Source organism: Methylobacterium sp. WL19 (assembly GCF_008040005.1).
Taxonomy (GTDB): domain Bacteria; phylum Pseudomonadota; class Alphaproteobacteria; order Rhizobiales; family Beijerinckiaceae; genus Methylobacterium; species Methylobacterium bullatum.
This window is the reverse complement of sequence record NZ_VRVC01000141.1, coordinates 1-12,391: the sequence shown is the minus strand read 5'-3', so window position 1 is coordinate 12,391 and position 12,391 is coordinate 1. Positions and strand designations below refer to the sequence as shown.

Here is a 12,391-nt window from a genome sequence, read left to right as displayed (position 1 = left end):
GGCCGGCCGCGCGCATCGCCTCCCTCGGCGGGGCCGTGACCGAGATCCTCTACCGGCTCGGGGCCGCGAGCCGGATCGTGGTGGTCGACACCACCAGCATCTACCCGGCGCAGGCCCTGCGCGAGAAGCCGAATGTCGGCTATCTGCGCGCGCTGTCGGCGGAGGGGCTGCTCTCGGCCGGCCCGGACCTCGTCATCGCGGCCGAGGGCGCCGGCCCCGCCGACGTGCTGACCCTGGTGCGCGAGGCGGGCGTGCCGGTCTCCATCGTCAAAGAGCCGCCGACCCCCGAGGGTGTCCTCGACAAGATCGCCACCGTGGGACGCCTCGCCGGCCTCGAACGGGAGGCCGCCGCCCTCGCCGCGGAGGTGCGCGCGCAATTCGCCGGCCTGAGCGAGCAGCGCGCCCGCATCACCCGCCCGGCCAGGGCGCTCGTCGTGCTGTCGGTGGCGAACGGCCGCGTCATGGTCGGGGGCCGCAACAGCACGGCGGACGGCATCCTGGCCCTGGCGGGGGTGGAGAACGCGGCCACCGGCATCGAGGGGTTCAAGCCGATGACGGACGAGGCCATCATCGCCGCCGCCCCCGACGCCGTGGTGATGATGCAGAACGGGGCCGAGGCCCCGAACCCGGAGACGACCTTCGCCCCCGGCACCGCCCTCGGCCAGGTGCCGGCGGCGGCCAAACACGCCCTCGTGGCCATGGACGGCCTCTACCTCCTCGGCTTCGGCCCGCGCACCCCGGATGCCGCACGCGACCTGATACGGGCGATCTACCCCGACCTCATCCGTGGCTGATCCTGTCCACGGGGACAGGCTCGCCGATCCGCGCCGCCGGGACGTCGCGGTCTTCGCCGGCCTGGCGATCCTCGTCCTCGCCGTCAGCCTCCTCTCCGTCGGCGTCGGGGCGATCCCCATCGCGCCGGCGCGGATCCTCGACGTGATGATGCAGGGCGGGGCGGATCCGAGCCTCGCGCGCGACAGCCTCGTCATCCTCAACATCCGCCTGCCGCGCACCCTCCTGGGCCTGATGGTCGGCGCGGGCCTGGCTGTTTCCGGGGCGCTGATGCAGGGGCTCTTCCGCAATCCCCTGGCCGATCCGGCCCTGGTCGGCGTCTCCGCCGGGGCGGGTCTCGCGGCGGCCTGTATCATCGTCCTCGGCGACCGGCTCCTCGTGGCCTTCAGCCTGCCGGGGCCGCTCCCCTATGCGGTGCTGCCGGCGGCGGCCTTCTGCGGGGGGCTCACCGCGACGCTGGGCCTCTACCTCGTCGCCACGCGCTCGGGCCGGACCTCCGTGGCGACGATGCTGCTCGCCGGCATCGCGCTCGGAGCGCTGAGCGGCGCGATGACGGGGCTCCTCGTCTATGCCAGCGACGACCGGCAGCTGCGCGACCTCACCTTCTGGTCCCTGGGCAGCCTCGGGGGATCGACCTGGACCAAGGTGGCGGCGACCGCTCCGGCGATCCTCCCGGTGCTGATCGCCGTGCCGTTCCTCGGGCGCGGGCTCAACGCCCTGGTCCTCGGGGAGGCGGAGGCGTTCCATCTCGGCATCCCGGTGGAGCGGCTCAAGCGGGCGGCGATCCTCCTCGTCGCCATCGCCGTCGGCGCCGGCGTGGCGGCGGCCGGGGTGATCGGCTTCGTCGGCCTCGTGGTGCCCCATACCCTGCGGCTGATGATCGGCCCCGAGCACCGGCGGCTCCTGCCGGCCTCCGCCCTCCTCGGGGGCGCGCTCCTCGTCCTGGCGGATGTGGCGGCGCGTCTCGTGGTGGCGCCGGCCGAACTGCCGATCGGGATCGTCACGGCGCTGGTGGGTGCCCCCGTCTTCCTGTGGCTCCTCCTGGCGCGGACCCGGACCCTCGATGTCTGAGGCGGCGCCCCTGCTCACCGCCTCCGGCCTCGCCTTCGCCACGGGCGGGCGCACCCTCGTGGAGGGCGTGTCGCTCGACGTGGAGCCAGGATCGCTGCAGGTCATCATCGGCCCGAACGGCGCGGGCAAATCCACCCTGCTGCGCCTCCTCTGCGGCGAGCTCGCCCCCACCGCGGGCACGGTGGCCTATGGCGGAACGCCGGTTCCGACGATCCCGCCCTGGCGGCTCGCGGCCCTGCGGGCGGTGCTGCCGCAGACCACGCGGCTCGCCTTTCCCTTCTCGGTCTCGGACGTCGCCCGCATCGGCCTCGACGGCATCGGCCGCGGCCTCACCCGGCGCGACCGCGAGGCGATCCTCGCCGACGCCCTCGGCCGGGCCGACATCCTGCATCTCGCGGGCCGTGCCTATCAGAGCCTCTCGGGCGGCGAGCAGGCCCGGGTCCAGTTCGCGCGCGTGCTGTGCCAGCTCGCCGCCGGCCGCACCATCGCCACCGGACAGGTCCTGTTCCTCGACGAGCCCACCGCGAGCCTCGACCTGCGCCATCAGAGCGCGATCCTGGAAGCCGTGGATGGGCTGCGGGGCCGCGGCGTCGGCGTGGTGGCGATCCTGCACGACCTCAACCTCGCGGCGGCCTATGCCGACACCCTGCTGGTGCTCTCCGAGGGCCGCCTCGTGGCGCGCGGCACCCCGTCGGCGATCCTGCGCGACGACCTGATCGCCGAGGTCTTCCAGGTGAACTGGCCCGTCGGGCGGGTGCCCGAGGGCGGCCGGCCCTTCATCCTTCCGCGCCGCCTGTGACCGGGCGGCAACAGACCACGGGATTATAAAACTAGGCTAGAACAGGTCTAGGCATATTCAGATGCTCCTTGGACTCACACCAATCTAACCAAGACTAAACCGCGTTGACCGCACAGTCATGGAGCAGCATCAGCGCTGGGAGCCAGCCCATCTCCCGGCGCTGTCTCTCCTGTCTCGCGGAATCGGTCATGCCTCCCCGTCTCCTCCTCACCCCCCATCGCGCCGGCGCCCTCGTCGGCGTCTCGCTCATCGCGATGAGCGCCGGTCAAGCGCAGACGGCGCCCGCCCTCCCCGCGGCGCAACCGCCGCACACGGCAGTGAGCCTCGACACCCTCTCGGTCACCGGGACGAAGACCGAGGAGCCCGCCATCGACGCCCTGTCCGGGAGCAGCGTCGTCACCCGCGCGCAGATGGACCGCCTGCAGCCGAGCCGCCTCTCCGACGTCCTGCGCGACGTCCCCGGCGTCACCACGCAGGAGAACCAGAACGACCCGGCCCAGGCCATCAACATCCGCGGGCTGCAGGATTTCGGGCGCGTCAACGTCCTGGTGGACGGCGCCCGCCAGAACTTCCAGACCTCGGGCCACAGCGCCAACGGCGTCTTCTATCTCGATCCCGAACTCGTCGGCGGCGTCGACATCACGCGCGGCCCCACCTCCACCATCTACGGCTCCGGCGCGATCGGCGGCGTGGTCGCCTTCCGCACGCGCTCCATCGACGACATCCTGGCGCCGGACGAGAAGGCGGGCGCGGTCCAGAAATTCGGCTTCGGCTCGAACGGACAGAAATTCCTGAACTCGACGGCGCTGGGCGCCCGCATCGGCACCGCGGCGGATGTGTTCGGTCAGTTCGTCTACCGCAACAACGACGCCTATCGCGACGGGTTCGGCACGCTCGTGCGCGACACCGGCAACGAACTGATCTCCGGCCTGGCCAAGTTCAACCTCCGGCCCGCCGACGGCCACGAGATCAGCGGCACGGCCCTCCTGCAGAACTTCGACTTCGCCAATAACGGCAGCAGCAACGCCGGAGCCCGCTTCAACAACGCGGTCCAGGCCAACACCTACACCCTCGGCTACCGCTTCGCCCGGCCCGACGTGCCGCTGATCGATCTGAGCGTGAAGGGCTACTACGCCAGCACGCACAACACGCTGACCTTCCTCAACGACACCGCGAGCGGTCTCTACGGCAATCTCGGCGTGCGGGCCGGCGACAGGATCGACTACGACATCGAGACGCTGGGCGTCGACGTCCACAACACGGCCCGTTTCGACACCTGGGCCTTGAGCCACGCCCTGACCATCGGCGGCGACGCGGTGTTCGACCGGGTCAAGACCACGGACAATGCCGGGGGCTTCGGCTCCGCCTTCACGCCCTCCGGGGAGCGGACCCTGGCGGGCGCCTTCATCCAGGACGAGGTGCGCTACGCCTCCTGGCTGCGGGTCATCGGAGCGTTGCGCTACGACCATTACGAAATGTCCGGCGGCAACGCGAGCTCGAGCGGCGACCGCCTCTCTCCCAAGATCACGGTGGGGGTCTCGCCCTTTGCCGGGATCGAGTTCTACGGCACCTATGCGGAAGGCTATCGGGCGCCATCGATCACCGAGACCCTGGTCCAGGGCATCCATCCCTTCCCGGCCTTCAACATCCTTCCGAATGCGTCCCTGAAGCCTGAAGTGGCGCACAATATCGAAGGGGGCATCAACCTCAAATACGGCGATGTCCTGAGGCCCGGCGACGTCTTCCGCGCCAAGGCCAACGTCTTCCAGAACGAGATCGACGACTACATCAACACCGCCCAGGTCGGCCCGACCTATTTCGTGCCCGTGATTCCCGGCATTCCGGCCTCGGTCTGCGTCGGCCGGCCCGGACGTTTCCCGTGCTTCATCCCGGTGCAGTCGTTCCAGTACCTCAACGTGGCGCAGGCCGAAATCTCCGGCGTCGAACTGGAGGGCGCCTACGATTGGGGCGGCGGCTTCGTCTCGGTGGCGGCCACCCATACCGAGGGGCGCGACAAGGCCACGCGCGAGGCCCTTCTGAGCATCCCCCCGGACCGCATCAGCGCCACGCTCGGCCTGCGCTTCCTCGACGACAGCCTCACGGTGGGAAGCCGCCTCACCTTCGTGGACAAAAGCAACGTCGTTCCCGCCAGTGCGACGATCCTGGCGACCAAGGCCTATGGCCTCGTGGATTTCTTCGCGTCCTACCGGGTCAACGACCGGATCCGCGCCGACTTCACCCTGCAGAACGCCTTCGACAAGCGCTACACCCAGTACCTCAACCTGCTGCAGAGCCCAGGCCTGACGGCAAAGGCCGCGATCAGCATCAAGTTCGCCACGCGCTGACCGACGGGATAGTCAGTTCGCGCGACGCACCACGGTGCGGGAGGGCGGCGGGCAGGCTTCACGTGACCTGGCCCGCCTCGCTCCCTTCATGAGGCGGAGGTGGTGCCCCGTGATGAAGTCGATGCCGGTTCCAGCGCCGCATTGCTGCCTTGATTTAAGCGGGCCGACGCGCCAATTTGAAGAGAGGCCATAAGGAACCATGGAATGAAGGCCGAAAAGCGTGCTGCGCTCAAGTTGGCGATCAAGCGCTATACAACTGCAAAGAAAGCGACGAAGGCCTTAGCGTTGGGCGCCCTGGTCAAAGAGGGGACGCACAATAAAAAAGGCGAAATCACTGCCGCCTACGGTGGCGAACGAAAGAAAAAAGCCACTGCTGGGTTTTAATGTCTAGAAATTTGCCGTCTTTCGTTTTTGGCTACCACGGGTGTAGCAGAAAGGTAGGCCGCAAAGCTTTGACTCACGGTCTTCCTTTGGCCCCTTCCAATAAAGATTACGATTGGCTCGGCCCGGGAGTCTATTTTTGGGAAAACGATGCGCTACGGGCCTATGAGTGGGCGCAGGCGAAGGCGGCGTCCGGCGCATATGACGATCCATTTGTCATAGGTGCGATCATCGATCTGGGAAATTGTCTCGATTTATTGCAGCGAGAAAATATTGAGCTGCTGACTGACGCATACGATAGTCTGAAGCTGCTGAACGAACAAGCCGGCACAGAAATGCCGAAGAACAAAGACCCAAACACAATTAATCAAGGAGACAAACTCCTGCGATTTCGCGACTGCGCCGTCATCCGACACTTGCACGAAATCATTGAAGACAAGCATTATAATGACCCCGAAAGCGAAGACTACATAGAGCCGTTCGATACAGTAAGAGGTCTTTTCGTTGAAGGAAGCCCAGCTTATCCGCAGGGTGGATTTTATTCCAGGACCCACACACAGATAGCAGTCAGAAACGACACATGCATCAAAGGTATATTTTTGCCACGCGGGGAGATTGGCTCCTAAGTTTTCCGCATAGTTTGTGTTTGCTCGATTTCCGATCTGCAGCCTCTGCCAGCGCAACCGTCCCGAAGGCAGATCAAACCCGTCAGATTCCGAACCGGCCCACTCCCGATTCTGTGACATGAGCGGCGACCCACTGCCGCTCCGCTCACGCAGCGGAGGCGGTGCCGCGTGACGGCTCGGCCGCACGCGCGTCACCGATCTCGGCGGCGATGCCGGTGGAGGCCAGGTTCTTGCCCTTCGCCTCGATCTCGAAATCGGCCCAGGCGAGGTGCCGGGCCACGAGGGCGTTGAGCGCTCGGTTGCCCATCAGGTGCGAATGGGCCGCGATGTCCCGCCACTTGTGCCCGGCCCCTATCAGGGTGGGGTAATCGGGCAGCGTGTCCGGGTCGTGCCCCTCCAGCAGGGCCTCGCGCGAGAGGCTGATATGGGCGATCGGGCGCACACCGCGCCAGGAGTCGCGGATGCGGGCGATCCGCGAATCGTCGGGCTCTATATAGACGCCGCCGCTCTGGACCCAGTGGTGGTGCAGATCGAGGACCACCGGCACGTCGTCCGCCAGGTCCAGCACCGTGTCGAGGCCGAAGGCGTTCTCGTCGTTCTCCACCGTCAGCAGGTCGCGCGCGGTCTGCGAGAGCTTGGGCAGGCTGGCGCGAAACCCTTCGATGCCCGGATCGCGGGCGCCGACATGGATGTTGATATGGGCGCCCTGCGGGTGCCAGCCGCCGCCATAGCCCATCATCGCCATCAGCTCGGCATGGTATTCGAGCTCGGAGATGCCGTTGCGCTCGGCATTGGGGTTGCGCGAGGCGATGACGCAGAACGGCCCGGGGTGGAAGCTGAGGCGCACGCCCCCCGCCCGCGCCCGCTCGCCGACGCGCGCGAGACCGGTCTCCACGAGATCGACCATCTCGGGCTCGGCATAGATCGAGCGTGCCACCGCGTGGGTGTAGCCGGGCAGGACATTGCTCGCCATCCGCAGCAGGCGCTCCAGGGGCGGCCGGGCCGCGACCCAGGCGATCTGCCGTTCGAGCGCGCCGAGATTGTGCCGGACGAGACCCTCGAGCTTCGCCCGCCGCGCCGCGGGCGCGAGCGTGTCGAGATGGCTCATGGTGGTGTGCGACAGGTTCATGTGAAGCGTCGCCTCGCGGGCGGCCTTCAGGGTCTTGAAGCTGGCGGGATCGTCGTCGAGCACGAAGGTGCAGCAGAAACCGAGGCGCGGCGTGTCCATCATCATGGGGGGATAACGGCGTCGGCCGGCTTTGGTGTCGCCGGACCGGGCGGTTTCGGATCGCCCCGTGACCGAGCCGGCGTGATCGGATGCCTCAGCGGATGCACACGCTGACGTCGGTCGTCCGCCAAAGTCGATCGCCCGACCCGACCACCTCATCCTGAGGTGCCCTTCGCCTCGGCGAAGGGCCTCGAAGGAGCCCTCCAGATACCGAAGCGTTCCCTGGAGCCCTCCTTCGAGGCCGCTACGCGGCACCTCAGGATAAGGTAGAGCCTTGGAAAAACATCCAAAATGTCTCTCAGTCCAGGCACATGGCGAAATACAGCTGCCTGATCCGCTCCAGGGCCTGGAACCCCTCGGCGCGCGGGTTGAGGAGTTCCGGCCCCTCCGGGACGCGGCCGAAGAACGCGCTTGCCGGATCGGCCACGAAGCCGCGCTCGCCGATATAGAGCCCGTCCCGGTTCTTCACGTTGACCGAGCCGCAGACCCACGACCCTTCGGCCTTGCGCAACGCCGTCACCTTCGGATCGAGGGCGCCGAAACGCTCGCCCACCATGACGAGGATCGCTTCCGCCGCGGACTTGCCGATGACGGCATCGGACCCGTCCTCGACCCGCTGCGCCTGCGCCGGGCCGGACAGGGCCGAGAGCAGGAGGAGCGCCCCCGCGAGGCCACGGAAGTGGCCCGTCATCGTGCATGGCCGAGCCATGAGGCGACGGCCCTCACTGCGCCGAACCCGCTCCGCCGCCCCCGTTGGTCGCCGGCTCGGCATCGGCGATGAGGATGTCGAGGGATTGGCGCACGATCTCCAGGGCGCTGACGCCCTTGCTCGCGGCCTCCGCCTCGACCTTCGCCCGGTCGGCGGACGGCATCCCGTCGAAGATCGCCTGCGCGACCCCCACCGATGCATACTTGTGATGTTCGCCCATGATCAGACCAGCCGGATGACGGGGAGGCCGAAGTTCCCGTTCAATACTAATAAGTATTTCATGAGAATAGCCTGACCCCGCACTTGGGAACGATGAGTGCTCTTCTTTCTCACCTCGCATCAGAGATCAACTCGTTTCGCGCCGGAGGATTGGCGGAGCTGTTTGTCCGTGAGCGAGGTGACGGAGAATCCAGGCGTGGATGAAACCGTGTGCCTGCGCTCGTCACGTCGAGGCTGCTTCCGGGTCCAAGCAGATCCTCGCCGTTGCCGACCTACCCCGCAAAATGTAAGGTAGATTCCTTACACATCGATGGAGGATATCATGGCGGCCCTCGTTCGCGAGCGGAGCAAGATCACCGCGAAGGGTCAGACCACGATCCCCAAGGCCGTGCGCCAGGCGCTCGGCGTGAGCTACGGCGGCGACGTCGCCTACGTCATCGACGAGGGCGGTCGCGTGAACCTGTTCGCGGCGGCGGAGGAGGAGACGGACCCGGTGATCGACGGGTTCCTGACCTTCCTCGCGCGGGACATGGCCCGCAACCCTTCGCAGATTTCGGCTTTCCCCGCCGGATTGGCGGAACGCATGACGACGCTCACAGCCGGAATGACCGTCGATTTCAATGAGGATATCGACGGCGACGTGACGCTCTGAGCCATGGTCATCGACGGCTGGACGGTCTTCGCCCATCCTCTGTTGCTCGATCAGCTCGAGAGGGCGACGGCGGCAGTGGAAGCGGCCAAGGCGGCCGACCCGACGGGCTATCAGCGCACGGCGCAAGCGAAGCTTCTCGCCATGCTCGCTACGTTGATCTTCGAGACGATCCCGTCCGATCCGACGCGGCAGGAGTACCGCCAAGGCGACACGCTCGGAAGGACCCGGAAACATTGGTTCCGGGCCAAATTCGGCAACGGCCGGTTCCGGCTGTTCTTCCGCTACGACAGCAGAACGAAAATCCTCATCTTCGCCTGGGTGAACGACGAGACGACGTTACGGCCCTACGGCTCGAAAACCGACGCCTATCGCGTGTTCAAGGGGATGCTCGACAAGGGCAACCCGCCCGACGACTGGAAATCTCTGCTCGCGGCAGCCTCGGCAGAGCCGGCCGGCACACGGCTGGAGAAGGCCAAGCCGACATAGCGCTCGCGGTCGGGTCCTGACGGAAAGAAGACGCCGACCGAAGCGGGCCACCCGCGATCCGCCAGGCGGCACCGACCATCCACTCCCCCTACGCGACGTCAGAATTCGAGGCCGAGCTTGAGGCGGACGGCGTGGCGCTCGAACTGGCCGAGGCCGAGGGCGCGCCGTGCGAAGGCGGGATCGGAATCGCGCCCCCAGATCTGGCCGGCATAGGCCAGGGTGATCCAGGCCTTCTCGGTGAAGCGGTGGTGCAGGGCCGGGCCGAGGGTCAGGGCCTGGCTCTCCAACCGGTTCAGGAAAGCCCCGTCATAGCCGCGCAGGTAGCGCAGCTCCGGCCCGAGATAGGTCTTGTCCGCCACCTCTCCGACGAGGGCGTTCGACCAGACGAAGGTCGAGGAGCGGTAGCCCTCGCCCGAGCCGCGCTGGCGCCCCACCGCCGGTTCGAAACTGACGTTGCTGCCGTACCAGAGTGTGTTCGGCACGATCTGGACATCGACCTGGGCCAGGGTCTCGAGATCGAAGACGTCGGCGCCGTTGCCCTCAATCGGCAGGATGCGGGTGAAGCGCGGCCTCACCTCCAGGGCGAAACCCACGGGCTGCTCGGCCGAGCCCTTCAGGAACTGGTACTTCACGTCGATCGAGGCCCCGTCGAAGGTGCCGAAGGCCTTGTCGTCGAGATCGGCGATGGTGCGGACCCGGTGCAGGGTGCCGAAGGCGCTGAACTCGATGCTCAGGCGGTCGATCGGATCGAACTGGTACCCGAGGCGCGCGTCGAAGGCCCGGTAATGCGACGGGCCGGGGCCGGCGCGGCGCTTGCCGATGCGCGAGACGCTGTCGAAGACGACCTCCTGCTGGCCCTTCTCGCCGGCATCCGTTCCTTCGGTGAAGCCGAACAGGTGCTCGGTGTCGACATCCTCTTTCTCGGGCGACGACGTCTTGGCTTTCGTCTCAGGCGACGGCGACTTGGCCTTCGACGAGCGCGCCGGACCGCCGCTCTTGCCGTCCTTGCCGTCGTCGGAGCCGGCCAGCGCCGGCGCGCAGGAACAGGCGGCGAGAAGAAGCGCGACGGCGATCCTCACGGGCGTCATGGCGCGGTGTTTCCTTCGGCCCGAGGCACCGATGTCCCCCGGTCCCGTCGACACCCTAGCCGGCCGCACCCCGAGACGCTGCGCCGTCCCTGCAACAGGACGAGAGTATTCATGATGCAGGGGATAATCGCACCGGATGAAACGTGAGATGTGGCCGAGGCGACCTCCGGCTTTCGGAGGGCGGTGCTCCCATCGCCGGACGGCCTTCAGCCCCGCAGGGCCGCGAGGCTCCGCCTCTGGCGCCCCGCATCGTCGAAATTCTCCGGCGCGAGCCAGGCGGCGAAGGCGTCCCGCAGGCGGGGCCAGTCCGCATCGGTCACCGCGAACCACGCCGTGTCGCGCGAGCGCCCCTTGGTGACGATGGCGTTGCGGAAGATGCCCTCGAAGGTGAAGCCGTAGCGCAGGGCCGCCGCGCGGGAGGGCGCGTTGAGGCTGTCGCATTTCCACTCGTAGCGGCGATATCCGAGGTCGAAGGCGCGGGCCATCATCAGGGCCATCGCCTCGGTGGCGGCGGGGTTGCGGGCGAGACCGGGGCCGAACTGGATATGGCCGACCTCGATACAGCCATGGGCCGGCTCGATCCTGAGATAGGCCGCGAGGCCCAGCGCCCGGCCGGTGGCGGCGTCGAGGATCGCGTGATGCATCGGGTCGCGGCTGCGCGCGATCTCGGCCAATCGCGCGCGATACTCCGCCTCGTCCGCCGGGGGCTCCACGGGCAGGTAGGTCCAGCGCGCCGGGTCGTGCGCCAGGGCGGAAAAAAGGTCGCCCGCATGGCGCTCGGCATCGAGGGGCTCGATCCGGCAGAACCGGCCCTGCATCGCCTCGCGTGGCGGGAACGGCGGCGCGGTCCAATCCGCGAGGGCGGGGCCGACCGGCTGGCCATAGGAATTCACGCGCTCGCTCATGCCCGAACTCCCAACCTGTCGACGAGGTCCGCCATCGCGTCGTTGCCGCCCGCGTCCCGGCGCAATCCGGCCGCGACGCCGGCCCGGTCCGCCTCCGTGCGGTTCTGGCTGACCTTCCATTTGCCGGTGAGACGCGCAATCGGAATCTCGATGCCGACGATTCCCCTGATCTGCGCGGCGGTGAAGGCCGGCGGCGCGTCCGCCACCGACCAGGGCGCGTCCCGCCCCGACTCCTGCATCCGCGTCAGGTCGTCGATCTGCCGGCGCAGCCAGGCCGGATCCTCGATCACCCGCGGGCGGCCCCGCGCCTGGACGGTGGCGTAATTCCAGGTGGGCACCACCTTCCCCGTCTCACGCTTCGTCGCGTACCAGGAGGGCGTGACGTAGCGGTCCGGCCCCTGGAACACGACGAGGCATTCGGGAAGCCCGTCGAGGTCGCGCCAGTGCGGGTTGGCGCGGGCGAGATGGGCGCGGAGCACGCGCTCTCCGCCCGCGCCCTCGTCGAGGAGGAAGGGAACGGGGTTGGCCATCAGACCGCCGGCGCCCGCGCTCACCAGCAGGCCGAGCGGACAGGCGCGGATGAGGGCGGCCTGGGCCGCGGCATCGTCGGTGCGGAAATGGGGCGGCTCGTACATGACGCATCCTCGGCGTGGCGCGGTGTTCGCCGTCTCTGTTGACGAGAAGCGGATCATGCGGAAGATCCAGTTTTCGCCCGATGACTGGACCAGTTCGACGAAGACCCGGCGCCGCCCTCCCCTGCCGCTTCAGCTCGATCTCGACCCGCCGGCCGCCGGTCCGCTTCGTCGCGGGGATGCGAGCCTGCACGGGCGCGTGCGGGAGGCCCTGCGCGACGCGATCCTGGCCGGACGCCTGCCGCCCGGAATGCGCCTGCCCTCGTCCCGCACCCTCGCCGGGGATCTCGGCTGCGCGCGGGGGACGATCCTGCTTGCCATCGAGCAGCTGGTGGCCGAAGGCTACCTCACCACCCGCCCCGGTTCCGGCACAAGCGTGGCCGACACCCTGCCCGACGACCTCCTCGTCCCACGGGGCGCGGCGGGCCGCACGGCCCCCTCCCCCGCGGCGCCGGTCC

The 12,391-nt window shown here is 68.1% G+C and carries 15 protein-coding genes; 9 read left to right on the top strand and 6 right to left on the bottom strand.

The window, feature by feature from the left end; all coding sequences use genetic code 11:
* From FV220_RS21285 to FV220_RS21260, 6 genes are all read left to right on the top strand, one after another.
* Window positions 1-794: ABC transporter substrate-binding protein (locus FV220_RS21285; RefSeq protein WP_147833132.1), on the top strand; the 794-nt coding region annotated here is incomplete at its 5' end.
* Window positions 787-1,863, top strand: coding sequence for an iron ABC transporter permease (locus FV220_RS21280; RefSeq protein WP_147833131.1), 1,077 nt, complete (start codon window positions 787-789; stop codon window positions 1,861-1,863). The genes FV220_RS21285 and FV220_RS21280, both read left to right, overlap by 8 nt.
* The gene (locus tag FV220_RS21275; RefSeq protein ID WP_147833130.1) at window positions 1,856-2,662 is read left to right on the top strand and encodes a heme ABC transporter ATP-binding protein; all 807 of its coding nucleotides are present in this window, start codon (window positions 1,856-1,858) and stop codon (window positions 2,660-2,662) included. The genes FV220_RS21280 and FV220_RS21275 overlap by 8 nt, the downstream gene beginning before the upstream one ends.
* 188 nt (window positions 2,663-2,850) lie before the next feature.
* The gene (locus FV220_RS21270) at window positions 2,851-5,007 is read left to right on the top strand and encodes a TonB-dependent hemoglobin/transferrin/lactoferrin family receptor (protein ID WP_147833129.1); all 2,157 of its coding nucleotides are present in this window, start codon (window positions 2,851-2,853) and stop codon (window positions 5,005-5,007) included.
* 204 nt (window positions 5,008-5,211) lie between these two features.
* Window positions 5,212-5,391: a hypothetical protein gene (locus FV220_RS21265; protein WP_147833128.1), complete on the top strand. Its 180-nt coding sequence runs from the start codon at window positions 5,212-5,214 to the stop codon at window positions 5,389-5,391.
* Between the two features lie 86 nt (window positions 5,392-5,477).
* Entirely contained in the window at window positions 5,478-6,014 is a 537-nt protein-coding gene (locus FV220_RS21260) for a hypothetical protein (protein WP_238253977.1), read from the top strand.
* A 145-nt stretch (window positions 6,015-6,159) separates the two neighbouring features.
* Here the strand turns inward: FV220_RS21260 and FV220_RS21255 are convergent, their stop codons facing one another.
* From FV220_RS21255 to FV220_RS21245, 3 genes are all read right to left on the bottom strand, one after another.
* A complete protein-coding gene (locus FV220_RS21255) occupies window positions 6,160-7,248 on the bottom strand; it encodes a UV damage endonuclease UvsE (RefSeq protein WP_187273484.1) in 1,089 nt (362 codons plus the stop codon).
* A 292-nt stretch (window positions 7,249-7,540) separates the two neighbouring features.
* Window positions 7,541-7,933 (bottom strand): hypothetical protein, encoded by a 393-nt coding sequence (locus FV220_RS21250; RefSeq protein ID WP_056141288.1) that lies wholly within the window; start codon window positions 7,931-7,933, stop codon window positions 7,541-7,543.
* Window positions 7,934-7,964: 31 nt separating this feature from the next.
* On the bottom strand, window positions 7,965-8,171 hold the full coding sequence (locus tag FV220_RS21245; protein ID WP_147833126.1) for a hypothetical protein: 207 nt from the start codon (window positions 8,169-8,171) through the stop codon (window positions 7,965-7,967).
* A gap of 321 nt (window positions 8,172-8,492) precedes the next feature.
* Here FV220_RS21245 and FV220_RS21240 point away from each other — a divergent pair, with 321 nt between their 5' ends.
* Both FV220_RS21240 and FV220_RS21235 read left to right on the top strand, forming a co-directional pair.
* A complete protein-coding gene (locus FV220_RS21240) occupies window positions 8,493-8,822 on the top strand; it encodes a type II toxin-antitoxin system PrlF family antitoxin (RefSeq protein WP_147833125.1) in 330 nt (109 codons plus the stop codon).
* A 3-nt stretch (window positions 8,823-8,825) separates the two neighbouring features.
* Window positions 8,826-9,308, top strand: a complete 483-nt coding sequence (locus FV220_RS21235) for a type II toxin-antitoxin system YhaV family toxin (RefSeq protein WP_147833124.1) — start codon at window positions 8,826-8,828, stop codon at window positions 9,306-9,308.
* Between the two features lie 98 nt (window positions 9,309-9,406).
* Here the strand turns inward: FV220_RS21235 and FV220_RS21230 are convergent, their stop codons facing one another.
* From FV220_RS21230 to FV220_RS21220, 3 genes are all read right to left on the bottom strand, one after another.
* A complete protein-coding gene (locus FV220_RS21230) occupies window positions 9,407-10,396 on the bottom strand; it encodes a hypothetical protein (protein WP_147833123.1) in 990 nt (329 codons plus the stop codon).
* Window positions 10,397-10,602: 206 nt separating this feature from the next.
* Window positions 10,603-11,301, bottom strand: a complete 699-nt coding sequence (locus FV220_RS21225) for a GNAT family protein (RefSeq protein WP_147833122.1) — start codon at window positions 11,299-11,301, stop codon at window positions 10,603-10,605.
* Window positions 11,298-11,936 carry an FMN-binding negative transcriptional regulator gene (locus FV220_RS21220; RefSeq protein WP_147833121.1) on the bottom strand — a complete coding sequence of 213 codons (639 nt, stop codon included), beginning with the start codon at window positions 11,934-11,936 and terminating at the stop codon, window positions 11,298-11,300. The genes FV220_RS21225 and FV220_RS21220 overlap by 4 nt, the downstream gene beginning before the upstream one ends.
* 55 nt (window positions 11,937-11,991) lie before the next feature.
* Here FV220_RS21220 and FV220_RS21215 point away from each other — a divergent pair.
* On the top strand, window positions 11,992-12,391 hold a 400-nt coding region (locus FV220_RS21215), incomplete at its 3' end, for a winged helix-turn-helix domain-containing protein (protein WP_246689508.1).

Excerpts from the sequence above, each read along its gene's own strand:
- FV220_RS21275 (WP_147833130.1), top strand. The coding sequence starts at position 1,856 with ATGTCTGAGGCGGCGCCCCTGCTCACCGCCTCCGGCCTCGCCTTCGCC.
- FV220_RS21270 (WP_147833129.1), top strand. The coding sequence starts at position 2,851 with ATGCCTCCCCGTCTCCTCCTCACCCCCCATCGCGCCGGCGCCCTCGTC.
- FV220_RS21265 (WP_147833128.1), top strand. The coding sequence starts at position 5,212 with ATGAAGGCCGAAAAGCGTGCTGCGCTCAAGTTGGCGATCAAGCGCTAT.
- FV220_RS21255 (WP_187273484.1), bottom strand. The coding sequence starts at position 7,248 with ATGATGATGGACACGCCGCGCCTCGGTTTCTGCTGCACCTTCGTGCTC.
- FV220_RS21250 (WP_056141288.1), bottom strand. The coding sequence starts at position 7,933 with ATGACGGGCCACTTCCGTGGCCTCGCGGGGGCGCTCCTCCTGCTCTCG.
- FV220_RS21245 (WP_147833126.1), bottom strand. The coding sequence starts at position 8,171 with ATGGGCGAACATCACAAGTATGCATCGGTGGGGGTCGCGCAGGCGATC.
- FV220_RS21240 (WP_147833125.1), top strand. The coding sequence starts at position 8,493 with ATGGCGGCCCTCGTTCGCGAGCGGAGCAAGATCACCGCGAAGGGTCAG.
- FV220_RS21235 (WP_147833124.1), top strand. The coding sequence starts at position 8,826 with ATGGTCATCGACGGCTGGACGGTCTTCGCCCATCCTCTGTTGCTCGAT.
- FV220_RS21230 (WP_147833123.1), bottom strand. The coding sequence starts at position 10,396 with ATGACGCCCGTGAGGATCGCCGTCGCGCTTCTTCTCGCCGCCTGTTCC.
- FV220_RS21225 (WP_147833122.1), bottom strand. The coding sequence starts at position 11,301 with ATGAGCGAGCGCGTGAATTCCTATGGCCAGCCGGTCGGCCCCGCCCTC.
- FV220_RS21220 (WP_147833121.1), bottom strand. The coding sequence starts at position 11,936 with ATGTACGAGCCGCCCCATTTCCGCACCGACGATGCCGCGGCCCAGGCC.